General features: G+C 42.4%; 26 protein-coding genes and 1 tRNA gene. 21 read left to right on the plus strand and 6 right to left on the minus strand.

Annotated features, from left to right (window positions below):
- Window positions 1-457 precede the first annotated feature (457 nt).
- From rdrB to J7W08_RS01940, 6 genes are all read right to left on the minus strand, one after another.
- Window positions 458-2,944, minus strand: coding sequence for an antiviral RADAR system adenosine deaminase RdrB (rdrB, locus tag J7W08_RS01915; RefSeq protein WP_233084979.1), 2,487 nt, complete (start codon window positions 2,942-2,944; stop codon window positions 458-460).
- Window positions 2,945-3,080: 136 nt separating this feature from the next.
- A complete protein-coding gene (locus J7W08_RS01920; protein WP_233084980.1) occupies window positions 3,081-5,402 on the minus strand; it encodes a hypothetical protein in 2,322 nt (773 codons plus the stop codon).
- 93 nt (window positions 5,403-5,495) lie between these two features.
- The gene (locus J7W08_RS01925; RefSeq protein WP_233084981.1) at window positions 5,496-5,783 is read right to left on the minus strand and encodes a hypothetical protein; all 288 of its coding nucleotides are present in this window, start codon (window positions 5,781-5,783) and stop codon (window positions 5,496-5,498) included.
- 192 nt (window positions 5,784-5,975) lie between these two features.
- A complete protein-coding gene (locus J7W08_RS01930; RefSeq protein WP_233084982.1) occupies window positions 5,976-6,599 on the minus strand; it encodes a 6-hydroxymethylpterin diphosphokinase MptE-like protein in 624 nt (207 codons plus the stop codon).
- Window positions 6,600-6,614: 15 nt separating this feature from the next.
- Window positions 6,615-9,791, minus strand: coding sequence for an isoleucine--tRNA ligase (gene ileS, locus J7W08_RS01935; RefSeq protein WP_233084983.1), 3,177 nt, complete (start codon window positions 9,789-9,791; stop codon window positions 6,615-6,617).
- Window positions 9,792-9,965: 174 nt separating this feature from the next.
- Window positions 9,966-11,117, minus strand: coding sequence for a KamA family radical SAM protein (locus J7W08_RS01940; protein WP_233084984.1), 1,152 nt, complete (start codon window positions 11,115-11,117; stop codon window positions 9,966-9,968).
- 531 nt (window positions 11,118-11,648) lie between these two features.
- Between J7W08_RS01940 and J7W08_RS01945 the strand changes: the two genes are divergently transcribed.
- From J7W08_RS01945 to J7W08_RS02045, 21 genes are all read left to right on the plus strand, one after another.
- The gene (locus tag J7W08_RS01945) at window positions 11,649-12,134 is read left to right on the plus strand and encodes an RNA-binding protein (RefSeq protein ID WP_233084985.1); all 486 of its coding nucleotides are present in this window, start codon (window positions 11,649-11,651) and stop codon (window positions 12,132-12,134) included.
- 184 nt (window positions 12,135-12,318) lie between these two features.
- Window positions 12,319-12,699 carry a cell division protein SepF gene (locus J7W08_RS01950; protein ID WP_048193952.1) on the plus strand — a complete coding sequence of 127 codons (381 nt, stop codon included), beginning with the start codon at window positions 12,319-12,321 and terminating at the stop codon, window positions 12,697-12,699.
- Window positions 12,696-13,361 carry a ZPR1 zinc finger domain-containing protein gene (locus J7W08_RS01955; protein WP_233084986.1) on the plus strand — a complete coding sequence of 222 codons (666 nt, stop codon included), beginning with the start codon at window positions 12,696-12,698 and terminating at the stop codon, window positions 13,359-13,361. The genes J7W08_RS01950 and J7W08_RS01955 overlap by 4 nt, the downstream gene beginning before the upstream one ends.
- Before the next feature lie 70 nt (window positions 13,362-13,431).
- Window positions 13,432-14,868, plus strand: coding sequence for a proline--tRNA ligase (proS, locus tag J7W08_RS01960; RefSeq protein WP_233084987.1), 1,437 nt, complete (start codon window positions 13,432-13,434; stop codon window positions 14,866-14,868).
- A 30-nt stretch (window positions 14,869-14,898) separates the two neighbouring features.
- Window positions 14,899-15,945, plus strand: a complete 1,047-nt coding sequence (cobT, locus tag J7W08_RS01965) for a nicotinate mononucleotide-dependent phosphoribosyltransferase CobT (RefSeq protein ID WP_233084988.1) — start codon at window positions 14,899-14,901, stop codon at window positions 15,943-15,945.
- Between the two features lie 119 nt (window positions 15,946-16,064).
- A tRNA-Trp gene (locus J7W08_RS01970) sits at window positions 16,065-16,263 on the plus strand.
- 194 nt (window positions 16,264-16,457) lie between these two features.
- Window positions 16,458-17,051, plus strand: coding sequence for a 50S ribosomal protein L15e (locus tag J7W08_RS01975; protein ID WP_233084989.1), 594 nt, complete (start codon window positions 16,458-16,460; stop codon window positions 17,049-17,051).
- Entirely contained in the window at window positions 17,048-17,503 is a 456-nt protein-coding gene (locus J7W08_RS01980; RefSeq protein ID WP_233084990.1) for an RNA-binding protein, read from the plus strand. The genes J7W08_RS01975 and J7W08_RS01980 overlap by 4 nt, the downstream gene beginning before the upstream one ends.
- Window positions 17,496-18,227, plus strand: a complete 732-nt coding sequence (gene rnp3 / locus J7W08_RS01985) for a ribonuclease P protein component 3 (protein WP_233084991.1) — start codon at window positions 17,496-17,498, stop codon at window positions 18,225-18,227. Before J7W08_RS01980 ends, rnp3 begins: the two co-directional genes overlap by 8 nt.
- On the plus strand, window positions 18,224-18,586 hold the full coding sequence (locus J7W08_RS01990; protein WP_233084992.1) for an Rpp14/Pop5 family protein: 363 nt from the start codon (window positions 18,224-18,226) through the stop codon (window positions 18,584-18,586). Before rnp3 ends, J7W08_RS01990 begins: the two co-directional genes overlap by 4 nt.
- A gap of 114 nt (window positions 18,587-18,700) precedes the next feature.
- A complete protein-coding gene (psmA, locus tag J7W08_RS01995) occupies window positions 18,701-19,474 on the plus strand; it encodes an archaeal proteasome endopeptidase complex subunit alpha (protein ID WP_233084993.1) in 774 nt (257 codons plus the stop codon).
- A gap of 41 nt (window positions 19,475-19,515) precedes the next feature.
- On the plus strand, window positions 19,516-20,208 hold the full coding sequence (locus J7W08_RS02000; protein ID WP_233084994.1) for a ribosome assembly factor SBDS: 693 nt from the start codon (window positions 19,516-19,518) through the stop codon (window positions 20,206-20,208).
- Window positions 20,209-20,219: 11 nt separating this feature from the next.
- A complete protein-coding gene (gene rrp4 / locus J7W08_RS02005) occupies window positions 20,220-21,008 on the plus strand; it encodes an exosome complex RNA-binding protein Rrp4 (protein WP_233084995.1) in 789 nt (262 codons plus the stop codon).
- 50 nt (window positions 21,009-21,058) lie between these two features.
- Window positions 21,059-22,087 (plus strand): exosome complex exonuclease Rrp41, encoded by a 1,029-nt coding sequence (gene rrp41, locus J7W08_RS02010; RefSeq protein ID WP_233084996.1) that lies wholly within the window; start codon window positions 21,059-21,061, stop codon window positions 22,085-22,087.
- A complete protein-coding gene (gene rrp42, locus J7W08_RS02015; RefSeq protein ID WP_233084997.1) occupies window positions 22,077-22,859 on the plus strand; it encodes an exosome complex protein Rrp42 in 783 nt (260 codons plus the stop codon). The genes rrp41 and rrp42 overlap by 11 nt, the downstream gene beginning before the upstream one ends.
- Before the next feature lie 93 nt (window positions 22,860-22,952).
- The gene (locus tag J7W08_RS02020) at window positions 22,953-23,240 is read left to right on the plus strand and encodes a 50S ribosomal protein L37ae (RefSeq protein WP_048204984.1); all 288 of its coding nucleotides are present in this window, start codon (window positions 22,953-22,955) and stop codon (window positions 23,238-23,240) included.
- Between the two features lie 4 nt (window positions 23,241-23,244).
- A complete protein-coding gene (locus J7W08_RS02025) occupies window positions 23,245-23,385 on the plus strand; it encodes a DNA-directed RNA polymerase subunit P (RefSeq protein ID WP_081955744.1) in 141 nt (46 codons plus the stop codon).
- A gap of 6 nt (window positions 23,386-23,391) precedes the next feature.
- On the plus strand, window positions 23,392-23,859 hold the full coding sequence (locus tag J7W08_RS02030; protein WP_233084998.1) for an rRNA maturation protein: 468 nt from the start codon (window positions 23,392-23,394) through the stop codon (window positions 23,857-23,859).
- Window positions 23,856-24,110, plus strand: coding sequence for a KEOPS complex subunit Pcc1 (locus tag J7W08_RS02035; protein ID WP_233084999.1), 255 nt, complete (start codon window positions 23,856-23,858; stop codon window positions 24,108-24,110). Before J7W08_RS02030 ends, J7W08_RS02035 begins: the two co-directional genes overlap by 4 nt.
- An 84-nt stretch (window positions 24,111-24,194) precedes the next feature.
- Window positions 24,195-24,548, plus strand: a complete 354-nt coding sequence (locus J7W08_RS02040) for a prefoldin subunit beta (protein ID WP_048193980.1) — start codon at window positions 24,195-24,197, stop codon at window positions 24,546-24,548.
- Between the two features lie 65 nt (window positions 24,549-24,613).
- Window positions 24,614-25,579 carry a DHH family phosphoesterase gene (locus tag J7W08_RS02045; RefSeq protein WP_233085000.1) on the plus strand — a complete coding sequence of 322 codons (966 nt, stop codon included), beginning with the start codon at window positions 24,614-24,616 and terminating at the stop codon, window positions 25,577-25,579.
- The last annotated feature ends 42 nt before the right edge of the window (window positions 25,580-25,621 follow it).

Raw genomic sequence — 25,621 nt, forward strand, 5'->3', positions numbered from 1 at the left:
TTTTCTCCTTCTTGTCACTCAATCTTATTTCCCCGTTATTGATCTTTCTTAAATGTTTAAATTGATGTTAGCAAGAGATGGATATGGATAACTCTCATGCTTTGTTTTTTTCAAAGAATAATATGATCTCGATCTCCCGCTTTTTCGAGTATAAGGTGAGCAAATTGATGCTCACCGCTCATACTATTCAGTAATTATCTGTGTTCTAATTCCTAATGTTCAGACAGTTGCCCCCAATTGTCTGATACAAAATTTATGTTTACATCTTATTTATCTATTCTGTAAGAAAGTTACATGTAGTATAAAAAGTAAGCTACAGTGGTAATAATTATTTGTGCTTTAAACTATGTGGCAGATTTCTGGGCCAAAAAGAAGTAAAATTCAAAGTATTGATACAAAACCTTGAAGGTATGTTAAAATTGTGGACTTCGTTTATTCGAGGATTACTACAAAACCCTTAATTTATCAATGGAAGGTGATTACGTTTGAATTCTTCCACTCCGATCTCCCGAATCCTGTTTATCCAAAGATCTGCCTGTTCTGTGGATATTCCAAAACGTTTTATTGCTGTCTCTTTAAGAATCCGGTGTTCATTAGCAATAGTTGTGGGGAAAATTCCTGCATCATCAGTGTTGACACATACCTTGATCGGTCCAGTACGTAATCCATATTTATTGAATTCTCCCTCTTCTTCAAGAAGTTTGCTTTCGGGAGGATACCAGCGGAAAATAGGATGTTCTTCATATCCTGAAAATCGACCGATATAAATATTAGAAGATGGACAAGCTTCGACGATAATTCCGATATTATCATATTTTTGGATCAAGTAATCTTGAATTGCTTTGAACAAATGAAGTTCCTGTTCAGTGATCCAATCTTTTGGTTGATCACTGCTAAAATCAATATCATTATGCCCATCTGAATTTACTTGAATGCATACGATTGTGTGAGCATTCGGTTTACTATTCTTTGTTTGATTTTTATGATGGTATGTATGTAAATATTTATACCAGAGTTTGTATGCTTCCTTATCATTTGGTTTTTTACCCCTCGTAAAATCAGGAGCCCAAACATCAGCCTGTTGATTTTGACCCGGTTCAGCAAGTTTCAACGCATAAAGTGGACAGTTACGGCGCAATTCCCAAGCCTTATAAAGCGTTTCTGGGGATTTAACTTTCTCATACACATATTTAGACAACAATTGTATCTTTTTTTCAATCAACGCAATTATTCCGGCAAATTCGGGTTTTCTTAAAGAAACATCGATTGCGTGCTTGTGGCACCATACAAGATTATCTAAATGTTCTACCGCAGGTATATAAATAACACTTTGACTACTTGCCCACGAAAATGGGTCAATACCTAGCGCCAATGCGTGACCAAGCCGATCACCGCTTTTAAATTCACAAAATCTCACAGTTTCATCAATATTTCGTAATCCACTTATCAAGTGACTGTAATCTTCACCTGCATGAACTGTAAGATGTGGTATCTTCACTCTCTTATAAGGGTCAGCTAAGCTCTTCTGCTTAGAACTTCTCAACATTCGAATAGCAGGAGCAAATATTTCGATAGCCAGTTCATTTTCATTACCTGCTATATCAATACCACGTATAAGGTGTGTTAAATTCACATTTTTTGAATCGTTTTGATCGTTTATGCGTAAATTTTTATTTTGTAGGTCGGCAGACCCCATTACTCTTTGGACATCATAAACTTCATCGCGTATATTTCGTCTTTTAGTCTCTTGTAATCGATTAAATCGACTCGATTTTTTTGGTATACCTCTGGTGAAGTGAATTGCAAAGTGTACTCTTCCATCTTTATTGTTTTTGATTATTTTGATAATCTCATTTTTAAAATCTTTATTTTGAAGATTCTTATAATTGAGTAAGTTTGGTGTAACTTTGTATTCTCTTGATATATTCTCTGCCATATCAGTATCAAATGAGTATGAACTGTATCTATTGATGTTGTTTCCTTTTCGAGAGGTCAACCTATAAAATTTAACAAAATCGTTTAGTCCAACCCCTGCCATAATCATTTGTGCTCTCAATATATTGGCTGTATGCAAATATGCACGTAAGGCAATTTTATAATCTGAATTGCCATTATCATATCGTTCCACATAAAGCAGTGCTGTAATCAACATGAGCCATTTGTGATCGAGATAAATTGAATCCGATTGTGTTCTTGCAATAAGTTGTTGCGGTATATTATTTGCTTCTATTAATTTGGTGATAGTTGCAAATGAATTTCTTTTTGGTCGCAAAGAGATTGGATTGGATATTTCTGGTCTGTTTCCTCCCAATGAGAATATTTGCTTGAACATGTATAAGAATAAATTATTCAGAATAAACGGTATTTCATCCTGTTTTATTGTATTACTGTTCAAATAACTAAATTCTGGTAACGTTGACCATTGTGTTTTTCCTGAACTTTTATAAGGATCCCATGAATAATCAAAAAGTGCAAAGTTTGAACTTCCTGTACCATTAAGATGGGCATGGTTGTCAGCAAATTCTTTTGTTTTATCCTGCTCTGGAAATGCATTTGGACATTGTTTTCCATCAAGCTGAGCAAATTGTGCAACCGTCAGTTCCTCATTCCAAAGCAATTCTGCATATTTCCATCCCAATATCCAAACAGGATCGACCTTCGAAATTAATCTGGACCAGTCATCCAATGTTTTTGGATTTATTTCAACCCGATCTCCCTTATTCTCAAGAAATTCTTCTGAAAGCTTCCCTAGGAAGTTCAGCGAATACCCTGTAGAGCTCTTATTATCTAGGCAATGCTCAAGAGCAAACGTTTGATCTTCTCTGCGGTGCTGATATGGGTGATAGTCGGCAAGTGCCTGTTCTGCCACTTGTGGTATCTCTTTCAGAGGGTTTTCGAAAGGTGTTTTTTGTAAAAATATATTTAGCCATCTGTCTGAACGCATAAGTGAAATTGGGGCAAGATAATTTAGGTTTGTGTCTATCATTGTTGTTTCTAATCTTTTTCTGAATTCATTAATAAAGCTTAAAATTTGATGATTTTTGAAGCTCCAGATATTTCTTTAAGCTAGATTCAACTAATTATAGAATCTTCATGACCTCATCAACTATTTTATCATCCATTACCCAATCATCTATTCCAAGTTCTTCGTTTCTTTTCATTAGTTCTGGATATTTTTTATTCCTTGGACCAAAGTAATCTTTGAATTTGAACTCAATTCCCGTATTGCTATATATTTTGGATTCCAATTTTTTAAAACGATTTACGAGATTTTTGACTTTGTTTTCACTTAACGTCTTTATTTCATTGATTGAGTACATGCTCAGGGTATTCACAAGTTCCTTGACTTCATTATCATATTTGTCCAAAATTGAGATAGATCCAAACTTTAGTATTGTTGGATTATCATTTTCTGCATCAAATAACTCAAAAATAGGGTGATTCCAGATAGCTCTTAATAATCGACGATTAAGTGTTTCATTTTTATTTTTATCGTTTGTTTCTTTATCACTACTATCTTTTTCACCAATATATTCAATTATATTTTGTTTTATTGAAGCGTCTAAGTATTGATACCTTGAATCCATAAGGCTTTCAAAATTAATTGTAATTGCTACATTTTGTTTAACGACTTTATCTGGTTTTAGAAATGATGCAAAGGCGTTTACTAATACATATTCAAATCGTTTTGTTGCGTATGGCAACGTATCATTTTTGAATACTCCACTAACACGCATTTCATGAAGCTGACTGAATACTTTGTTCATTACTAATGAAAGTAAATGGCTCAAACCTAATTTTTGTGCTTGATCAAGTGTTGTGGCCCAGTTATTTTCCCATCTTGTAATTTCTTCTGCAAATTGTTCAATTGGCTTTTTTTCATTGCCTACATTACTATTTTTATCACATCTATATTTAGTATAAATATTTTCATATTCACTTTCATTTTCTTCATTTTCATATTCTATGCTTTTGGTAGGATTGATTGAATAAATTGAATGAAATGGTCTTGTATACAATAAATCTTCTATTGTCCTTATCCAATACTGATTACGTTTGGATATAAGGTTAAGATCATCTGTTTTCCTTCCAAGCAATAAACCTTCAGATAATAATTCAAAAGGTTTTCCAAAAAATAGTTGGGCAGTTTTTTGATTAGAACTGCTATAATAATTATAATGTGTGAATAGAGATAACATTATTTTTGCATTATTCAAAGGATTCGTTCCATCTTCTCTAGATAGTTCTTCCATTCTTAATGTTTCTAATGTAGTTTCCAATGCTCTTTTTGATATGAATAATCCGTAGATAAAAAACTCAACTGGGGGCATACTTTTGATGAGGAACCTCTGTTTATCATTAAAATATTCAATAAAAATCTGTTGTTTACTTGCCCAATTTGAAAGATTTGTATTTATTTTCAATAATGCTTTGTTTAGCTTTGTGTAATAATCATATTCACGAATTATGTCATTTGATTCTGATTGTTTGAGTACATCAAATAATCTTAATTTACGTAAAGGATGAACTAACAGTTTTTCATCTTGATTTTTACGAATATTTCTTAGTAATTGTTCACTTTCTGCTACCAATTGACCGATAGAAACCCCTCTTGCTTCACATAAGGTGGCATAATTATCCCATAATAATTTTGTTTCTATGCTCGAATCTTTATTTTCATTTTCGGGAATGGATACACTTGATTTTAAAACTTTAATTGTTTGAATAAGTTCTCTGGGAGTCCTTGGTTCGGGATAGTAAAAACTAGTTTCTTCACCATTAACTAGTGGACAAACAGCTTTTTTAATATCATTTAGATAACTAGTCACTGGATATCCATTTTCATTATTTGTACGAATATATATTGTGTCCATAAGCAAGTTGAGTGGAAATAATGATATTCGTAAATGGCTTGGAAAAACTTTCAACAAGTATTCTTTTGTTAGTTCCTTGTTTTGCGGGTTGAGAATAGGTCTTCGAATTTCCCAGTTCTGATTTCCTCCATATTGAAAGTGGTCTTGCAATATAGAATAAAACAGTTCATGATTGCCACAGACAATTGGCAATATTTTAGGACATGATAATAAACGGCGAATTGTTTCTAATAATTCATGAGTTTTGTTTAATGCCATATCAACATCATCAAATAGTATCACAATTGCTTTGACATCGAATAATTTGGCACACTCTTCAACAAATTCTTGAAAATGGTGCTCAAGTTGGATTCCAGATTGATAACTAATAATTCGATCTAATCCATTCAATTCTTGCTTGTATTCTGTTTGACCTAGTGAATCTGCGAGGTTGTTTAACTTTTTATAATATGAATCTCGATTTTCACTAGTTTCAGAATTTAATTTTGATTGTACTTGGTTATGCAAATGAGCAATAACAACATTCACAAAATTATCATTGTCGATAAGTAATGTAGGATCAATTATAGGACAGAATTTAAGCTTTGGAATTTTCTAAGATGGTTTATTTTCATGGGCTTTCTAATTCCAGTATCCTTCAATATTATGTAAAAAAGCAGTTTTGCCAGTTCCTCTTGCACCCGATATAAAAATAGCATCATGCATGTGAACTTTGTTTTCATTTTGTTTTTTACTTTTTTTAGTTCTTTCGTCATGCTTTTCAATTTCATTAACACTATCTATTAAGAATTCACACACTTTATTATATGCATCCTTTTGCCAGAGCTCATTTAATCCCAATTCACGAGCATAATCTCCACTGTCAACATCTAAATATAATTTATCATTGGAATCTGAATTATTAACCATTTTTGTCCCTCAACACGCTTGCATAATTTGGTGATCAATTAGAATAGAATTGTCAAAGACAAGTTGCAAACAATGTATCAATATAAAAATGTTCGGATATTGATCTATTATATTTGGGGAAAATAAAAAAAGAAAGTCAAAAAAGTGGTTATTGATCAATCAGATCAATAGCTAAACTCCGAATTGCAAATATCAGAAGACGCCGAGCAACTTCTTTGCCCAGCCAAGCTTCTTATGTTTCATCTCAGTTACGTTCTCATCGTCAAAATCAAAACCAACAAGTGTTATGCTTTCAGCATTGAACTCGGACGCAAGGAAGACGCATCTGTCTCCGTCCGTGAAACCGCCGAAATTGTGGATGTTTGCAAAGGGTTCCGCCTGGGTGGTGCCGATGACGTTCTTGAACTGTGGGACGTATCTTAGCAGTTTTTCAGTATTGTCGCCATGTGCATGGATGACCATTATCGAACCTTCCTGATTTGCCTGGATCTCTTTTTCCACATCGCCATCAAGGTCTGTTACAATTACGTGTGGGACAATACCCTTATCTATCAGGGGTGCTGTGGCACCGTCGGCTGCTATGATCACGTAGTCTTCTACGTTGACCTCCTTCAGGTCGATCAGGAGCTTTGGAGCATTGCCACAAACAAGGACGTCCTTTCCGCTGATAAGCTCCTCAAGTGTGTTCGTATCGGCAGTACCTGATCCTATCAATAGATTGGAAAGGAGGATGGCGGAATTCTCATCATCCTCCCTGGAGAAGCCGAAATCCTCAAGAATCGCGTCATAGATCGGCTCCCACTTTTTAAAATCCATGATTCTCCCTCGGTCTCATTCTTCCTTTGAGATCGCGATGTGCATTGGAATGCCTTCGACATTCCAGTCCTTTGCAAGCTCACCGGTGGTATCGACATCTAAACCTACCACAAGAACCTTTGCACGAACTTCTTTTGCGATGTAGTTCTCAAAGTCAAGTACCAGGTCAAGTACCCTTTCATCATCGATCTGGATGTGTGCTTTTATGCTGTCATCAACATCGAGGTCAAGCTCCTTGCGCATATCCTGTATCCTGCGGATAACTTCCCTTGAGTATCCTTCGGATTCGATCTCACGTGTAAGGTTTGCATCCACAAAGACGACTCCGCCTGCAAATTCAGCACTTGCTACAGCTTCCGGAAGGGTTTCGCTGAAGTTAACCATCTTTTCTGTGATGGTGACATTTGTGCCATCTGCAAGGGATATATCCATTTCTCCGTCTGCAAGTCCCTTCTTTAGTTCCATGTCATCCATTGAAGCGATCGCTGCGTTCACCTTGCCGGCGTCTCCCTTGAAGACAGGTCCGATAGCTCCGGGGTTTGGTGCAGCCTCGACTCCGAGTTCCTTCCAGCTTTCGCCTATCTCTATAAGTTCGATATACTTGGCGTTGGTCTGGTCCATAAGGACATAGCGGAGCTGTTCAACGGCTGCAACGGTGTTCTCATCGGTAGGGCTGACCACGATACGTGATACAGGCCATCTGAGCTTGCGTCCAACCTTCTGGCGTGCGTTCGAAGAGGATTCTACCATAGAGCGTACCGCTTTCATATGTGCTTCAAGGTCAGCGTCCACAAGTGCCTCGTTGACAGTTGGCCAGTCGCAAAGGTGGATGGTTGCAGGAGCATTCTCATCGACATTCCTGACAAGGTTCTGGTACATCTCTTCTGCAAGGTGTGGCATGAATGGTGCGATCACTTTTGCAGTTGTCACAAATACTTCATAGAGCACCCTGTAAACTGCAAGTTTGTCCGGATCGTTTGCTTCGGTCCATGTCCTTGGCCTGATAAGCTGGATATACCATCTTGAAAGGTCCTCAAGAACGAATTCATTAACAGCACGCATTGCCTTGTGCAATAATCTCTCATCCATTGCCTTGTTGACATCCGCAATGACGGATTGCATGCGTGAAAGGATCCACTTGTCCTCGCTTCTTAAGTGTGCTTCAACGGATTCGTAGGAAACTTCCTGTGGGTCAAACTTGTCAAGTGCCATGTATGGAAGCGGGAAACGATATACATTCCACAGGATGTTGTTTGTCCTGTGTATTGTTGCGATCTCGTCCCAGTTGAACTTCAGGTCTTCCCATGGTGCACTGGATGCCAGTACGTATGCCCTCAGGGTGTCAGCACCGAACTTCTCGATGACCTCTGCTGGCTGTACAACGTTCCCGATACTCTTTGACATCTTCTTTCCGCTGCCGTCAAGAGTGAATCCGTGCATCAGCACGTTCTTGTATGGGGCTTTTCCAAATGCTACCATGCTGGCGCCAAGTTGTGAATAGAACCAACCGCGTGTCTGGTCGTGTCCCTCGGTGATAAAGTCAGCAGGCCACCACTCATCGAACTGTTCCTTTGTTTGAGGGAACCTTAGTGTAGCCCAGGATGCCACTGCAGAGTCGAACCATACGTCGAAAACATCTTCCGCACGTTTCATGGTGCCGCCACAATCACAAGGTATGGTGATTTTGTCAACATACGGTCTGTGCAATTCAATATCTGGATCTGCACCTGAACGCTCTACAAGCTCTTCCTTTGTGCCGATCACATCGATCTTTGCACACTTTGAACATTTCCATACAGGAATTGGGATACCCCAGTAACGCTGCCTGGAGATGCACCAGTCACGTGCACCTTCGATCCAGTCCTTAAACCTTGCAGAACCTGCCCAGTCCGGTGTCCAGTTGACCTTCTTGATCTCTTCAAGCATAGCTTCTTTGAGCTCGCCGATCTTCAGGAACCACTGTTCGGTTGCAAGGTAGATTATAGGGGTCTTGCATCTCCAGCAGTGACCATATCTGTGGCTGATGGTCTTCTCGGAGATAAGCAGTCCTTTCTCGAGGAGGTCATCCATAACAACGCGGTTTGCGTCACGGATGTTCATGCCGGCGTATTTTCCTGCTTCATCTGTGTAGCTACCGTTTGAACCAACAGGGCAGAAGATAGGCAGGTTGTTCTTGACGCCGACCTCGAAATCGTCAACACCATGTCCGGGAGCAATGTGGACACAACCGGTGTTCTCTGCTGTAACATAATCTGCATTGTAAACTTTGTGTTCGATCTCTGCCTGGAGTGGCACGAGGTCTGCAAGAGGATGTTCATAGGCCATGCCTGCAACATCTTCTCCGCTCATGGTCTCAAGGATCTCGTAGTCTGCGTACCTTCCTATTCTTAGTACGTTCTCTACAAGTTCAGTAGCCATTATCAGTGTTTCAGTGTCACCTTCGGCGTTGTATGCCTTTACTCTTGCATACTCGAACTCCGGGTGTACTGCAACAGCAATGTTGGATGGAATTGTCCACGGGGTGGTGGTCCATATAACGATGAATGCATTCTCTTCATCTTTTAATTTGAACTTGATGTAGATCGAAGGATCGTCGCGGTCCTCATATTCGACCTCAGCATCAGCGATAGCTGTTTCGCATCTGGGGCACCAGTTGACGACTCTCTTTCCGGTATCAAGCAGATTTTTTTCCTGTGCCTGTTTCAATGTCCACCATGCAGCTTCGATGTACTCATCCTTGAGTGTCATGTATGGATCTTCCCAGTCAAGCCATGCACCAAGGGTGCGGAACTGACCGGTCATGTCATCCTTCTGGCGAAGTGCAAATTCCTTGCATTTCTCAATAAAATTGCCGACACCATATGCCTCGATGTCTTTCTTTGACTCAAAACCAAGTGCACTCTCGACCTTTACTTCGATTGGGAGTCCGTGCATATCCCAGCCTGCCCTGTCAAGGATGTCATGGTTGTTCATGGACATGTATCGCAGGATGGAGTCCTTTATTATCTTGTTCCAGGCAGTGCCGAGGTGGATGTGGCCTGTTGTATATGGTGGTCCGTCCACAAAATAGAACTTCTTGGCGCCTTTTCTGTGCTCACGTACTGCTCTGTATGCATTATTTGCTTCCCAGAACTCGTGAACCTTCATTTCGATCTCATTAGCATTGTACTGATCAGTAACTTCTTTTATCATGCTGGTGGCCTCCCGGATAGGTCCAGTTTCTTGGCTACGTTATAGATACCACCCTAATGCAGTAACCAATTTAAATATTATTGTATGATGCTGCCACAATTAAAATTAAAACAAAAAGTGTGTGCGCACAGGTCGTGTGCGTTTAGATCTCGATAAGGAAGTGGTAAGTTCCTCTTACTCAAAGAAGAACTTCTCTTCTCCCAATGCGGGTTCCAGATCTGTAAGCCATGAAGCTGTTGGGGAATATTTTGCAAAGAATGGCTTGCGCACCCATTTACTTTCCCGTCCCTGCAGGAACTCCAGAAGGAATACTTTTTCATCGTTAATTTCCTGAACGCCGAGAATATTGATCTTTCCGGGGTCAGTGGACATGCTTGGTCCGCGAACAGTTCTTGCAAGCCCGCTGACGTTCTGGTATGCGCTCTGGAAGATCTCCCAAGCTCTTGCCATAGGTACGTCGAAATAATGTTTTGCACCCGTGTTCCTCACCATGAACATATAATATGGTATACAACCCAGACGAACCTGCTCGCTCCACATCTGTTCCCATAGTGCAGGATCATCATTTATATGTGCTATCAGGGGTGATTGGGTTCGTATCTGTGTACCTGTTGCACGGATGTTCTGTATCGCTTTCTTTACAGTATCAGTGGTAAGTTCCCTGGGGTGGTTGAAGTGGGCCATAAGGGCCATGTGCTTTTTGTGTTCTGTGACATTGCTGAAAAGAGATAGGATGTCTTCGCTATCCTTATCAGAAACAAAACGCTGGGGCCAGTAACTTAATGATTTGGTGCCTATCCTTATGTTCTCAATGCTGCGAATATCGGCTTCAAGGATCGGTTCAATGTATTTTTTGAGAAGGCCTGCACTCATGGTCATGGGATCCCCGCCGGTGAAAAGTACATCCTTGATCTCCGGATGTTCCTGCAGGTATGATATTAGTAGTTCGATCTCACGGCTGGCAAATTTCAGGTCATCCATGCCGATAAATTGTGCCCACCTGAAACAGAAAGTACAGAATGCATGGCAGGTCTGGCCCTGTGCAGGGAAGAATAGAATCGTTTCATCGTATTTGTGCTGCATTCCTCTGATTGTCTTTCCATCATGTTCCGGAACGTTCTTCTCCAGCTGTCCTGCAGGGTGTGGATTCATGCTAAGGCGTATTTTCTGAATCTCACTTTGTATATCTTCTTCCGGCGCATCATTTCTTAAAAGAGTTGCCATTTTTTCATAATGCTGTGGAAGCAGCATATCTCTATTAGGGAATGTCAATGTAAACATCGGATCATTTGGGACATCATCCCAGTTGATAAGTTCCTCGACCACATAATTATTAACACGGAATGGAAGTATCCGTGCAGCAATTTCTATCTCTTCCAGATGTTGCTGGCTTAGATCCTGTATCTGGGGAATGTCTTTGTAATTCGAAAGGGTATATGCAGAATACTTCTTTCTCTCAGCATCACTTATGCTATGGCCTCCATAATTCGTTTTTTTAGAAAAACCGATCAGGTTGAACGGTTATAATGTAGTTATTATGATATGTCAATCTTGAGTTTTTCAGTTTATGCTAATTGCAGTGGATTAATTGTAATGTAGTATATGTATCATTCGACCACTTGTGCTAAACATTTTCGATCTCTAATGTTTCTTGTTGATTGTGGCAGTTCAGGTATTTCGATCATATGATATAAGCCATGGTTCTTTTTGGTCATGATCGAAAGGAATTGGAAGATTTCCTTAAATTATGATTTCGGTTCATTACTTGTTCCTTTCGATAGCGACTGCGCGAAACGTTTAAGGGTAAATGATGCTTAATGTGGTGCAAGCTAATATTTTCTTATCAAAGGTGGTAAGTTGAAAATAAAGTCCAGAGTTCAACTACGAAAATCTGCAAAGAACAAATTGTTGACTTCCCTTAGGTCCTCCTTTGGCGATGTCATTGACAAGATAGAAGAGCGAAAATTAGAAAGTGCTACAGCTGACTGGTTCAAGATCATAATAGTGGATGGTGATATCCTTTTCTTCCAGGAGGGGGAGAGTAGTCCTTTCCCAACTGTCAGGGGTGTACTGGAGCTTGGGCTTGATTGCTGTAAGGTGACAGTGGATTCCGGAGCAGTGAAGTTCGTTGTCAACGGTGCAGATATAATGTCTCCGGGTATCGTAAGTGCTGATCCTGAAATTGCGGCGAATGACCTTGTTATTATTACCGAAGAGGCTCATGGCAAACCGCTTGCTATTGGTCGTGCACTGGTGCCTGCAAGCGAGATGGTCGGAAAGTCCGGAAAGGCAGTAAAATCCATTCATCATGTCGGGGACGACCTGTGGAATCTTGAAGCTTAATGTATCTGTGATATTTTATGCATGCAAAGCCATCATTAAAATATGATGACCATGCATAATAAATCTGTTAACATTGCTGCAAAGCTAAAAATTCCTAAAACGGCTAATGGCTTAAATATTAAAAGACTTAATAAAGATATATTCTATATCCATTCAATAAAATTTTAACACAAAGGTGCGGACTATGGCAAATTTCATGGACAAATTATTTGGAAGCGGATCAAAGGGTGCAACAGATGCTGACGAATATACCGAGCTTGATCTCGGCAAGTTCGAACAGGAAATGGCAGATGAACCTGCAGAAACCTACATTAGAGTGGCAGAACTTACGAACCTGAATGAGCTTCCGGGTCTTAAGAAAGAGGTCTATGATGGCAATATCCTCATGATCGACATCTCCAATATCAAAGCTGACAAGCTCATGCTTGACAGGGCACTCAAGGACCTGAAGGATGTAGTCATCGATGTGCATGGTGATATTGCAGGTATCAAGGATGATCAGGTACTTGTCACACCAACAGGCGTAAAGATAGACAGGTCAAAGATAGTTGGTGGAAGGTATTGAGCACAGAGAACAATTCCGGGGCTGAATCCCGGAATTCTTTTGAAACACGAACATCATGTCCTCTTTGCCATGAGGAGCTTGTTATTAAGTGGAATGGCGATGTTATCCCCTATTTTGGGGAAGTGATGTATATTTCGACTACTTGTTCTAATTGCAGTTTCAGGTTCACTGATACTATGATCCTGACCCAAAAAGAACCAGTGCGTTTTGAAATGATGGTGGAGGGTCTGGAAGATCTTAATGCAAGGGTAATTCGTTCCACTTCAGGTACTATCCGCATTCCTGATCTGGGCATTGACGTTGAACCGGGTTCAGTTTCAGAGTCCTATGTGACAAATATTGAAGGTATCCTTGAAAGGGTCAGAACTGTTGTCGTGACCGCCACTGAGTGGGTAAAGGATGAACCTGAAGCACATGAACGTGGCTTAGAGCTACAGAAGATGCTCGAAGAAGCTATTCAGGGCGAACTTCCATTAAAGGTAATTATAGAAGATCCTCTGGGGAACAGTGCTATCATTTCTGAAAAAGCTACATCTCGCATTCTTTCCAGTGAAGAGGCAGCTAATCTCCATAGCGGCATGGTGATCTTTGATGTCGATTCTTCCGAGCTGGAAGTCGATTCTTCTGACAAGATCCAGCCTATTGGAAATGAATATAAATGATGCATGTATTAGCTGAGACAATTCTAACTAAATATTCTAATTGAATTATTTTGATCCTATTGGTGACATTATGGCCGAACAAGAAAAAGAAGCAGCGCTTCCTCCAAAAGAGAACTTCAGTGAATGGTATAACGACCTGCTCCAGGTAGCAGAGATCATGGATGTACGTTATCCTGTGAAGGGCTCATACGTATGGTATCCTTTTGGTTTTTCCATTCGCAGGAACGTGTATGGGATAATTCGTGAACTTCTCGACAAGGACCATCAGGAAACGATGTTCCCTCTTTTGATACCTGAAAATGAGTTCATGAAGGAAGCTGAGCACATTAAGGGTTTCGAGGATGAGGTTTATTGGGTATTGAACGGAGGAACAACTCCTCTGGATGTGAAGCTTGCACTTCGTCCTACCAGTGAGACTGCAATTTATCCTATGTATCGCCTCTGGGTTCGCTCACATGCTGATCTTCCATTAAAATTGTATCAGATCGTCAACACTTTCAGATATGAAACAAAGCATACCCGTCCACTTATACGCCTTCGGGAGATCACATCTTTCAAGGAAGCACATACGGTACACGCTACATGGGATGATGCTGCTGCACAGGTTGATGAGGCCATAAGGATCTACTCTGAGTTCTACAGGAGACTTGCAGTTCCTGTACTGCCTTCAAAAAGACCTAACTGGGACAAGTTCCCGGGTGCTGATTATACGATCGCGGTGGATGCACTGATGCCTGATGGCAAGACATTGCAGGTTGGAACCGCTCATCATCTGGGTGACAATTTTGCAAAGACGTTCGATATCAAATATGAGGATGCAACTGGCGAGCAGGTCTATGCTCACCAGACCTGCTATGGTGTTTCTGAGCGCTCCATTGCTGCTCTGATCTCCATCCATGGTGATGACAAGGGTCTTATTCTGCCACCTGAGGTTGCACCTGTCCAGGCAGTGATCATTCCGATCCTTTTCAAGAAGTCTGAAGCTGTTCTGGCTGCATGTAATGATGTAAAGGAAACCCTTGAAGCTGCAGGTGTCCGTGTTACTATCGATGATAGTGACAAGCGTCCTGGCTCCAAGTACTATAAATGGGAAATGAAGGGTGTTCCTTTAAGGATCGAGATCGGTCCTAAGGACCTTGAGAAGGAAGCTGCCATGCTTGTAAGGCGTGATACTGGTGAGAAAGAACAGGTGCCTCTTTCATCTATTGCTAATGAAGTGATCGAGAGGTTCGCTGTCATCCAGTTCTCTCTTCTGGAGAATGCAAAAGAGAACCTTAAAGCACGTATATTCGATTGTAATACTGTGGAAGAGGTAAAGGAGAAGGTCTCTGAAGGTATTGCACATGTCCCATGGTGTGGCGAGGAGAAGTGCGGACTTGAAATGGATGAAGAGGTTGGTGCAGGCATACTTGGAATTCCTACTGATCAGGATGAAGAAGGGGAATATAAGTGCCCGATGTGCGGCAAAGATACCAGTATAAGGGTTTACGTTGCAAAGACTTACTAATATTGTAAAGACATGGGAGGGTGATCAATAATGGAATCTCTGATAGCTAATGATAAGAAACCTGAAAAGCCACTTTTCATTTGTGTGCTGGCAAATACTGAGACTGCCTACATTGAAAAGATATCTGCAGCAGGAAAGACTGCCAAACTGACGGACTATACTCCTACAGGGGATGCAGAACTTGTGGAGACTGGTGGCATCATCAGTACGCCGGTGATCCCAATGACTCCTCCGTACAATACTCCGACTCCGGGTCTTATCACACGTGCATCTTTACAGCTTTCAAATGTCCCTCATCTATTCGTTAATTCCGGCTTAAAGATCGCTCCTAAGGTTCCATTTGAGGACCTTGGTGCTAAACCCGGTGAAGATATCCGTAAGGATGTCGCGGTTCATGATGTTGAGGCTATTATTGAGCGTGCACGTGAAGTTGGTGAAAAGGTACGTGATGATCATGATATGTTCGTGATCGGAGAAAGTACTCCTGCCGGAACCACTACTGCAATGGGTGTGCTCAATGCACTTGGGTACGACGGTCATGTGAGCAGTAGTTCTTCTGAAAATCCGGTTGCTTTAAAGCAGAAAGTGGTTAGTGAAGCAATGGAGGTATCAGGTGTTACAAAGGGAAGTCTGCAATCTGATCCTCTAAGGGCTCTTTCCTGTCTTGGCGATCCTATGATGCCTGCAACCGCAGGTCTTGTGGAAGGTCTAAGGGGTAAGCGTGTCATCCTTGCAGGTGGTACTCAGATGGCAGCGGTCTATGCTTTCATGAAACATGCAGGTACTGATCTTAGCAATGTCTCGATTGTGACCACCAGCTATGTGGCAGATGATGAAAGTGCCAATTTCAATGAGATTATTGAAGCACTTGGTGCGGACATGCATGCTATTGATCCTGGATTCGGGCGTTCTTCGCACAAAGGCCTGAGGCAGTATGAACTTGGATATGTTAAGGAAGGCGTTGGTGCAGGTGGTGCACTTTATCTTGCAGGCCTTCTGGGTGTATCTGTGGACAGCATTCGGGAAGAGATCGAGAACATCTGCATTGAGCTTGCTGATCTTATAAATGCAGAATAATTGATAATGTCGTGGTTGTGAATGTATTTTAGTACATTCTAAATCCGATTTTTCACTCCCTCATACCGATACCTATATCATTGATGAGATGTATTTGAGGGTTGCAATCGCAAGGTTGCGGGGCTGTGGCCTAGCCAGGAATGGCGACGGGCTCCAGCGGATAAATGATGAACAACGGGTCTGCTGAGATCTACCCGACGGGGTAGGTCGGTGAGGAACCGTTGGAGCACTGATGTGTGTTCTTTAAGAACATTTACTGTCGTAATGGCAGTGTTCGGAGAGACCCGTCGATCGTGAGTTCGAATCTCACCAGCCCCACGTCCTTTCTTTCTATTTTCTTAATTTTCAAACCGAGTAGCTCTGCATCTTTTGGTTTTCTTTTCATACAAAGCTTTAAATGCTATGTTGTATGTACTAACCGATGTTTCATTGTCGGGATGAGAGTCCCGTAGGAGTGTGGCCGAAGTAACTTTGGCTGAACCGTGAAACTAACGTGAAACAAGGTGAATAAATTGTCAAAATCATTTTATGGATATGTAAGAGACGCATGGAAGAACCCCGGAGATTCATATGTTCGTGATCTCAGGTGGGAAAGACTTCAGGTATGGAGGAAGGAAGGCTCAGTCACAAGAGTAGAGCGCCCAACCCGTATCGACCGTGCACGAGCACTTGGTTACAAGGCAAAGCAGGGTATCGTAGTAGCTCGTGTAAAGGTACGAAGGGGTAGCATGAGAAAGTCACGCTACATCCGTGGTAGGCGTACTCAGCACACAGGTAAGAACAAGATAACTGTCGGCAAGAGCATCCAGAGGATCTCTGAAGAGCGTGCAAGCAGGAAATTCCCTAACATGGAAGTACTTAACTCTTACTGGGTTGGCGAAGACGGTAAACAGAAATGGTATGAAGTTATCCTTGTTGACCCAAGCCACCCTGTTATCAAAAGCGACAAGAATCTCAACTGGATCTGTGACAAGGCTCACAGCGGAAGGGCATTCCGTGGAAAGACCAGTGCAGGTCGCAAAGGCAGAGGTATGAGGAGCCGAGGTACTGGTACCGAGAAGACCAGGCCAAGCATCAGATCAAACATCAACAGCAGCAGAAAGTGATTCACTATATCTCTGTGCGTGTAACCGCACATGCTACTGAGGATGAGTCCAGAGTAAGAAATGCTCTGGACCTATTTTTATTAAATTCATTTGACAAAGGCAAATGTACTGATACTGGGAAGTATGTTGAGGTACTTAATGTCGAAGGTTATCATGGTAACTCTATTTCCCTTTTGAGCGCTACCATCAAACGAAAACCCGATACGCGTGCTTTTGCAACATTTGTTCGTAGTAAAATGTCTCCTGAGGACGTGGAACTGCTTAGAAGTGAAATGCCTGACAGGCTGGATGAGGACCAGATGTTCCACTTAAGGTTCGATAAGCAGGCGGCATATGATGGCAAGGTAAAACTTTCTTCTTCTTCTGACGCTATTATTGTGAAGTTGAAGATCGAAACATACCCAAAGGACCGCCAGCAGGCCGGAAATATCGTGGAGGAATTATTTGGCTGATCCTGTGTTCTATGATCTTTGTGTTCATTGCGCACCAGATGGCAAAAGTACTCAGGAAGAAATGGTTGCAATGGCAAAACATCTGGGTTTTGGTGGCATTGCACTAACTAATCATTCAAATTCTGATTCCCTTCCAAAAGGCAGTTCAGACAAAGGCTTTGATATTTTAAGAGGCGTCGAGCTGGTCTCCTCCAATCCTTCAAAGCTTCATGGGCTTGTGGGGAAATATCGCAAAAAAGTGGAGATCCTTGCTGTACATGGCGGCGATGATGGGATAAATCGTGCAGCGGTGGAAAACCCAAATGTGGATATTCTTTTACATCCCGGCACTCCAAAGGGCTGTGGATTGAACCATGTACTTGCAAAGTCCGCAAGTGATAATAATGTCGCAATTGCATTTGATATGGCTTCCCTGATTATGTTACGCGGAGGCCGGCGTGTACACACTCTCTCCCATTTCAGGGAGATCCTGTCACTTGCAAGGAAATATGATGTTCCGTTCTTGCTTACGAATAATGCATCATTATCTTATGGTATGCGTGCTCCGCGAGAGATGATGGCTCTGGCAACACTTTTTGGAATGGAGCGCGACGAGGCCTTAATGGCTTTGAGCGATACTCCTGCAGAGATCATTAGGCGAGTTCGTCGTGGTAATAACTTCATATGCGAAGGTGTGGAGATACTTGAAGATGATCTTTCATATATGGAAGGTGAGGATAAATGAAGATACTTCCTCCCACACAGCGTACCAATAAAAGGTACTTTGCTTTTGAACTTATAGGTGGGGCTGGTGTGGATCGGAGTGACCTCCTTCGCGAGATATTTTCGTGTGCAGGGTCGCTTATCGGTGATCAGGGGTCAAGTGAATGTGATATAAGGTTACTTGACTTTGAGGATTCCAAAGGCGTTGTACGTTGCCTCAGGGAAAGGACTGATATGACGCGTGCAGTTCTTGCTTCTGTGAGTTCAGTCAATGGTAAACCAGTTATTGTTCATGTTCTGGGTATATCGGGTACTGTTCATGGAGCAACAACAAAGTATTTAGAAGAATGTACGGTATATAGTCCTGAAGAAAAACCATGAACATCCATTTATAGAATAATTTAAATAAGTTATAAGTGAACTAGGTGAATGTGCAGAAACTCTATTCATACGTTTTTTAGCATCACGAAAGTAAATAGTAGGAGATAAAAGATCATGCAAATGGCACCACAAATGGGTTATGATAGAGCAATTACTGTTTTTAGTCCTGATGGAAGGCTTTTCCAGGTAGAGTATGCAAGGGAGGCTGTCAAGAGAGGTACTACGGCAGCTGGCATAAAAGCAAAGGACGGTGTGGTTCTGTTGGTAGATAAGAGGATCACAAGCAGATTGATAGAGGCAGAGTCAATTGAGAAGATCTTCCAGATAGATGAGCACATAGGTGTTGCAACATCAGGCCTTGTTGCAGATGCACGTGCACTTGTAGACCGCGCAAGGGTCGAAGCTCAGGTCAATATGGTCACATACGACGAGCCTATAGGCGTAGAGGTCCTTTCCAAGAAGATCTGCGACCATAAGCAGACCTATACTCAATATGGCGGAGTTCGCCCGTACGGTACTGCTCTTTTGATAGCAGGCGTTGATGACAACAAACCAAGGTTATTCGAAAGCGATCCCAGCGGCGCACTTCTTGAGTACAAGGCAACTGCTATTGGAGCAGGCAGGAATACCTTCATGGAAACCTTCGAGGAAAAACACCGCGATGACATGACCATGGATGAAGTTGTTATGCTTGGAATGGAAGCACTTTACAGAGCAACAGATATGAAACTGGACGCATCCACACTTGAAGTGGGTATGGTAACTCTTGAAGACCACCAGTTCAGAAAATGTCCTGAAGAAGAGGTCGCATCCTTTGTGGAACGCATTCTTGAAGAGCACAAAGAAGACGACAAAGAGGAAGAGCCAGAGGGACAGCAGGAAGAGTAATGTATTTTCAGCATTGCTAAGTAAACAGGAGGGAGTAGAGTATGGTATCACTTGATGAATCATTGGTTGCAAGGTTAAAGAAAGGCAGCGTACAGTATGAAGTACTTGTGGATCCTGATGGAGCATTGGAGTTCAAGAAAGGTGGCAAGGCAAAGATCGAGGATATTCTTGCAGTTGAGGCCATCTTTGAGGATGCTGGCAAAGGATACCACGCGTCTGAGTCCGATCTGTCCAATGCATTCGAGACCACCGATGTGTTCGAGATCGCAGCACATATTATAAAGCACGGTGAACTTCAGCTTACTAAAGAGCAGAGAAAACACATTCTTGAGGAAAAGACCAGGCAGGTAATTTCCACTATTGCACAGAATGCGATAAATCCACAGACAAGAACTCCTCATCCACCAGCACGTATCGAGAAGGCTATGGAAGAGGCAAAGGTTCACATTGACCCATTGAAAAGCGTCGATGAGCAGGTCACCATTGTGATGAAAGCTATCAGGCCAATTATACCAATACGCTTTGAAGAAGTGGAGGTAGAGGTCAAGATTCCTGCAGACTATGCTGGTAAATCATATGGCGACATTGCAAAGTTCGGCACTATGCTCAAAGATAGGTGGGAAAATGATGGATCATGGGTTGCTGTGGTCAAGATGCCTGCTGGATTGCAGAATGATTTTTACGGTCTTGTAAACCATCTGACAAAAGGGGACGCTGAGACCAAACTTTTGTAAGAGGTAAGTTCATGGATCGGAAAATCGTAATCCCCGGACAGCTCCTTTCTGATAAGGAGAAAACGGCGGGACCGGGAACATATGTAAAGGACGGCAAGGTCTATTCCTTGCTCTATGGAATTGCAAACGTCAAGAACAAAGTTTCAGTTGTACCTTTCTCAGGAAAGTATTATCCTTCACGCAAGGATTTCATAATCGGTACTGTAATTGATGTAACTCCTTCGAATTGGATAATGGAAACTGGTTCTCCTTATGACGGATTGCTTCATGTTTCTGAATATCCAAAGCGCGTAGATTCCTCAGAAATGAGGGGATGTATGAGCATTGGGGATTGCGTAATTGTTCGTGTAAAGGATGTCAGCAAGTCCATGAAAGTGGAACTTACCATGCGTGAGCCTGGTACGAGAGTGCTGACAAAAGGTCGTATCATCGATGTTGCACCTGCAAAGGTCCCTCGTGTAATCGGTCACAGTGGTTCCATGGTCTCGATCCTTAAGAAGGAGTCGAACTGTGATGTGTTCGTAGGAAAGAACGGCCGTATCTGGATCAACGGAAGATCAGGTGATATGGATCATCTGGCGGCTGCTATTGAAATGATCGAACGTGAATCTCATATATCCGGTTTGACGGATAAAGTGGGCAGGTTCCTGAGAAATGAACCGGAAACGGTTGCGGAGTCGGATGCGGATGAGCTGATAGAGGAAGAAAGGTCAACTCTGCCCGCAAAAGAAGACAACGTTACAGAAGAAACCTGTCGTAAGGTCGATGCCCTTCTTGATGATGAAGTGGATGAGGCATGAAAAAGACCTGCTGAACTATGGGAGAAAAGAGATGAAATTGGAGATTGAATATGAGTGATAAACCGGAAAAATTTATTGATGAAAACGGGATTCGCCTTGACGGTAGGCGTGTTGATGAGATCCGCCCTATGACTGTTGAGATGGGCGTACTCTCAAGGGCAGATGGTTCATGTTATCTTGAATGGGGTAATAACAAGGTTCTTGCTGCAGTTTATGGCCCGAGGGAACTTCACCCACGAAGGCTTCAGCGTCCAGGTGAGGCGCTTGTAAGATACAGGTACAATATGGCAGCATTCTCTGTTGAGGACCGCATACGTCCTGGTCCAAGCAGGAGGAGCACCGAGATATCCAAAGTAAGTGGAGAGGCATTCGAACCTGTTGTTATGAAACAGTTTTATCCATCAGCTGTTATTGATGTGTTCGCAGAGGTCCTTCAGGCTGATGCCGGAACAAGAACAGCTGCGATCAATGCTGCAACACTTGCATTGGTGGATGCCGGTATTCCTATGAAGGGTCTGGTGGCTGCCTGTGCTGTCGGTAAGGTGGATGGTCAGCTTGTGATCGATCTTAACAAACCTGAGGACAACTATGGTGACGCTGATCTGCCTATTGCAATGACCGAAGATGGTGAGATAACTCTCTTGCAGATGGACGGAAACCTGACCGTTGAGGAGATCAACAAGGGTGTCGAGATGGTCAAGGCAGGCTGTGAGCAGATATTTGCAATACAGAAAGCTGCTCTTCTTGAAAAGTTCGGAACTGTTGATGAGGAAGAGGTCCTTGAAGACGCTGAGCTTCAGGCTGAGCTATCCTCCGAGGAAGATGTCTCTGAAGCTGTTGAAGAAGTAGAAGAGCTTGTAGAAGAGGCTGCTGCAGAGGAAACCGAAGCCCAGGAAGAGGAAGAGGTCGAAGAAGCTGAAACCATGTTCGAAGAAGACGTCGCTGAATTTGAAGAGGACGAGGAAGAGAACGGGGAAGAGCTCGAAGTAGTAGTGGCAGAAGTAAGTGAAGAAGAAATCACTTCAGAGTCAGAGGACATTGAGTCCAATGAGGAAGAGGGTGACAAATATGAGCAATGAAGCTGTATCAAGGCTGAAAAAAGATTTTATATTCAATCTGGCTCTCAAGGGTCAGCGTGAGGACGATCGTGCATTCGATGAGATGCGTGACATCAAACTTGAGACCAATGTTATAGACAAGGCAGAAGGTTCTGCAAAGGTCTGCTACGGCGATACTCAGGTTATTGTGGGTGTAAAGCTTCAGGTCGGTACACCTTTCCCGGATTCTGCTGATAAAGGTGTCATAATCACCAGTATGGAATTGAACCCGATCGCTTCACCAGACTTCGAGGCAGGCCCCCCAAGGCCCAAAGCTATTGAAATGGCACGCGTGGTCGACCGTGGTATCCGTGAATCAGGCGCAATTGATTTAAACAAGTTGTGTATTACGGAAGGAGAAGAGGTCTGGATGGTCTTTATAGACGTCCATGTCTTAAACGACTGCGGAAACCTGCTGGATGCAGCATCACTTGGTGCAATTGCAGCTCTCATGACAGCAACGATCCCGGCAGAACGCGAAGGCCGTGGAGAGGATACGAAGATGCCTATTCGTGAGATGCCTGTATCACTTACCTTCGTTAATGTTGGTGGTGAATATTTCATCGATGCAAGCAACAACGAGGAGTCGATCTGTGATACAAAGGTCACTATCGTTTCCAACCAGGATGGTTCGATCTGTGCAATGCAGAAGAGCGGCGCAGGCTCACTTTCAGAGGCAAAGTTCCTGGAAGCTGTTGAAAAATCACGCGAAATAGGCGCTAAGATAAGGGAGGAATACCTCCTTAACATATGAGTTTGATCGATGCTCATCGTAGCAGTTCATGACGATTTATCCGATCATTATAAGCTCTATTATTAAGGAATCCATATCAAGGAGACGATTATAATGGCAAAAAAATACTCAAGGAAAGGACGTGTGTCCCGATCTGCAGGAAGATTCGGCACACGCTATGGAAGAAGAGACCGTAAGTTGGTTGCGGATCTTGAAGAAAAGATGCACATGCCACACAAGTGTGCAAACTGTGCACGCCTGACTGTAAAGAGAGTTGGGACCGGCATCTGGAAATGTAAAAAGTGTGGATATACCTTTGCAGGTGGCACATACCTTCCAACTACTACAGTAGGTAGTACTGTAATGAGGTCTGTTAAGAAAGCCACTGAACAGGTTGAGTAATCATATGGACTACAAGTGCACTCGATGCAAGCGCCCGGTCGAGATCGACTACGAGTATACAGGCATCCGCTGTCCTTATTGTGGACACAGGATCCTTGTAAAGGAAAGGCCGCAGGCATCGATCAAAACAGTCAAAGCCGAGTAAGAAGTCATGTTGATAACTTCTTCTCGCAAACCTTCTGCCAATACTCGCACTTTGTGTAAGTATTTGGCATCATTTTTTAATTGTGCATATTTGACCCGGGGGAAAATGGGTCTTGCTGATGTTATATCATGTTCCGACGATAGTAATGTATTAGTCGTTGGTGATTATCATGGAAGTCCCGGAAGCCTCATGTTCTACGATGAAGATGGAGTAGAGCTTTTATCCATTCGTTTGAGCATTTTCTATCCCGATGGATACAAATTTTCTAATCTAAAATCCATGGAACCTGTTCTAATGGGGGATAGTGAACTTGGAAATATGCTGTCATTTTACTTTGACATTCCTCAGTATGAATGTGATGGAATGGCCAAATGCATCCGTGTGGAAGAAGACAGGATGGAGTTTTTTTATTCAGGCAGTTTACTATTCAGACTCAACGTAAAGAGCTACAGGGTACCGGAGGTAGCTGATTGAAGCTATTTTCGGAATCTGTTATAATGATGGATGATGCCGAAGCTGTCTACAGGTCTATTCTGCCTGAGCTTGAGACCACTGTAACTGACAGGTCTTCTGTCAATGTAGAGGTCAGGAATTCTTCTCTTGTGATGCACGTAAGTGCTGATGATATAATTTCCATGCGTTCCACATTGAATACATGGCTCCGTCTTGTACAGATCGCACATGATGTCTGTGTGGTCGGCAAGAATGCCTGTAAAGGTATATGAGATGCCTGCTTTTTGTTTTACCTTGTTTCATGATAGAAACATTAAAATCATTTCAGGTTTATTGACTGGTCAGGTGAAACCAAAATGAGTTCAGAAATACCCCCACAAGTACAGAACCAGCTTGCACAATTGCAGCAGGTTCAGCAGCAGGCGCAGTCTCTTGCAATGCAGAAGAACCAGATGGCTTCTATGCAGAAAGAGTCCGAAATGGCGCTTGAGGAGCTTGAAAAGCTTTCAGATGATGCTGTTGTTTACAGGGCTGTAGGAGACCTTCAGATCCAGTCCACCAAGGAAGAGACTGTAACAAAGCTCAAAGAGAGACTTGATACACTTTCATTGAGACTTCAGTCACTATCCCGTCAGGAAGAGCGCATCTCAAAGCGTTTTACCCAGCTCCAGGAACAACTTCAGCAGGCAATGGGTACGCAGGGACAGTAATCCTTGTAACCCACCGATTATCTTTTCAAAGAATCGATGTTCTTTGGGAAAGATGAGAGGTAGAAATGCAGGTTGATGAAGTTGGCTTTTACAATCGACTTCTGGATTATCACAACATCTTATATCTATGCCATCGCAATGCCGATCCCGATGCTATAAGTAGTGCATTTGCACTCTCTGAAGCAATAGGGGGGACCGTAGGTCTGGTAGATGGTAGCAACAGAGTTGCATCCCTTCTTGTTGATAAGCTGGATATCGATGTAGTAGAAAGTCCAAATCCAGAAGATTATGATCTGGTAGTGGTAGTAGATACATCTACCAGCGCACAGCTTAATGATATCAAACTTTCTAATTACTGCGTGATAGATCATCATGCAACTACTGCACTTACAGAAAATGCTGCTTTTTACCTTCACCGCAATGCAACATCTGTGGCGGAGATCGTCTACGATGTACTAAACTGCATGGGTGCTCCCATCATGCATCGACTGGCATTGGGCCTGATGGCAGGGATCGTTACGGATACCGGTCATTTCAAGCATGCTACAAGCAAGACCTTCAAGACATTTGGTGAGATAATCGAGTCAAGTGGTGTGGAGTATGCGGAAGTGCTTGACCTTATGGCTTCAACTCCTCAGGATGTCTCAATGAGGATCGCAATGCTCAAGTCTGCTTCACGTGCAAGTATAGAACGTATCAATGACTGGCTTGTGGTGACGTCCAATGTGAGTTCCTTTGGCGGCTCTGCATCATCCATGCTGATCAACATTGGCGGAGATGTTGCTTTTGTTGGCACTGCCCGTGGCGATAGCATCAGGGTTAGCGGTCGTGCAAAACGTGATGCTGTAAATGCAGGGGTAAATCTTGGAAAGATCATGGAAGAGATCAGCGGTCACTATGAAGGTACCGGTGGAGGCCATGCAGGTGCAGCAGGCATCGATGTCATTGCCGATATGGACACTGTTCTTTTCGAATGTGTCGAGTCGGTTAGAGAAATTTTGAAGGATAAGAAAAACCCGTTGAGTTTATAAGTGGTTATGACGAATCCTCATCAATATTAATCAACAATAGCG

It is taken from the genome of Methanococcoides orientis, from assembly GCF_021184045.1.
Classification (GTDB): domain Archaea; phylum Halobacteriota; class Methanosarcinia; order Methanosarcinales; family Methanosarcinaceae; genus Methanococcoides; species Methanococcoides orientis.

Excerpts from the sequence above, each read along its gene's own strand:
- J7W08_RS01930 (WP_233084982.1), bottom strand. The coding sequence starts at position 6,599 with ATGGATTTTAAAAAGTGGGAGCCGATCTATGACGCGATTCTTGAGGAT.
- J7W08_RS02025 (WP_081955744.1), top strand. The coding sequence starts at position 23,245 with ATGGACTACAAGTGCACTCGATGCAAGCGCCCGGTCGAGATCGACTAC.
- rrp4 (WP_233084995.1), top strand. The coding sequence starts at position 20,220 with ATGGATCGGAAAATCGTAATCCCCGGACAGCTCCTTTCTGATAAGGAG.
- J7W08_RS02030 (WP_233084998.1), top strand. The coding sequence starts at position 23,392 with ATGTTGATAACTTCTTCTCGCAAACCTTCTGCCAATACTCGCACTTTG.
- proS (WP_233084987.1), top strand. The coding sequence starts at position 13,432 with ATGGCCGAACAAGAAAAAGAAGCAGCGCTTCCTCCAAAAGAGAACTTC.
- J7W08_RS01925 (WP_233084981.1), bottom strand. The coding sequence starts at position 5,783 with ATGGTTAATAATTCAGATTCCAATGATAAATTATATTTAGATGTTGAC.
- rdrB (WP_233084979.1), bottom strand. The coding sequence starts at position 2,944 with ATGCGTTCAGACAGATGGCTAAATATATTTTTACAAAAAACACCTTTC.
- rrp41 (WP_233084996.1), top strand. The coding sequence starts at position 21,059 with ATGAGTGATAAACCGGAAAAATTTATTGATGAAAACGGGATTCGCCTT.
- J7W08_RS01990 (WP_233084992.1), top strand. The coding sequence starts at position 18,224 with ATGAAGATACTTCCTCCCACACAGCGTACCAATAAAAGGTACTTTGCT.
- ileS (WP_233084983.1), bottom strand. The coding sequence starts at position 9,791 with ATGATAAAAGAAGTTACTGATCAGTACAATGCTAATGAGATCGAAATG.
- J7W08_RS02045 (WP_233085000.1), top strand. The coding sequence starts at position 24,614 with ATGCAGGTTGATGAAGTTGGCTTTTACAATCGACTTCTGGATTATCAC.
- rrp42 (WP_233084997.1), top strand. The coding sequence starts at position 22,077 with ATGAGCAATGAAGCTGTATCAAGGCTGAAAAAAGATTTTATATTCAAT.
- J7W08_RS02020 (WP_048204984.1), top strand. The coding sequence starts at position 22,953 with ATGGCAAAAAAATACTCAAGGAAAGGACGTGTGTCCCGATCTGCAGGA.
- J7W08_RS02040 (WP_048193980.1), top strand. The coding sequence starts at position 24,195 with ATGAGTTCAGAAATACCCCCACAAGTACAGAACCAGCTTGCACAATTG.
- J7W08_RS01950 (WP_048193952.1), top strand. The coding sequence starts at position 12,319 with ATGGCAAATTTCATGGACAAATTATTTGGAAGCGGATCAAAGGGTGCA.
- psmA (WP_233084993.1), top strand. The coding sequence starts at position 18,701 with ATGCAAATGGCACCACAAATGGGTTATGATAGAGCAATTACTGTTTTT.
- cobT (WP_233084988.1), top strand. The coding sequence starts at position 14,899 with ATGGAATCTCTGATAGCTAATGATAAGAAACCTGAAAAGCCACTTTTC.
- J7W08_RS02000 (WP_233084994.1), top strand. The coding sequence starts at position 19,516 with ATGGTATCACTTGATGAATCATTGGTTGCAAGGTTAAAGAAAGGCAGC.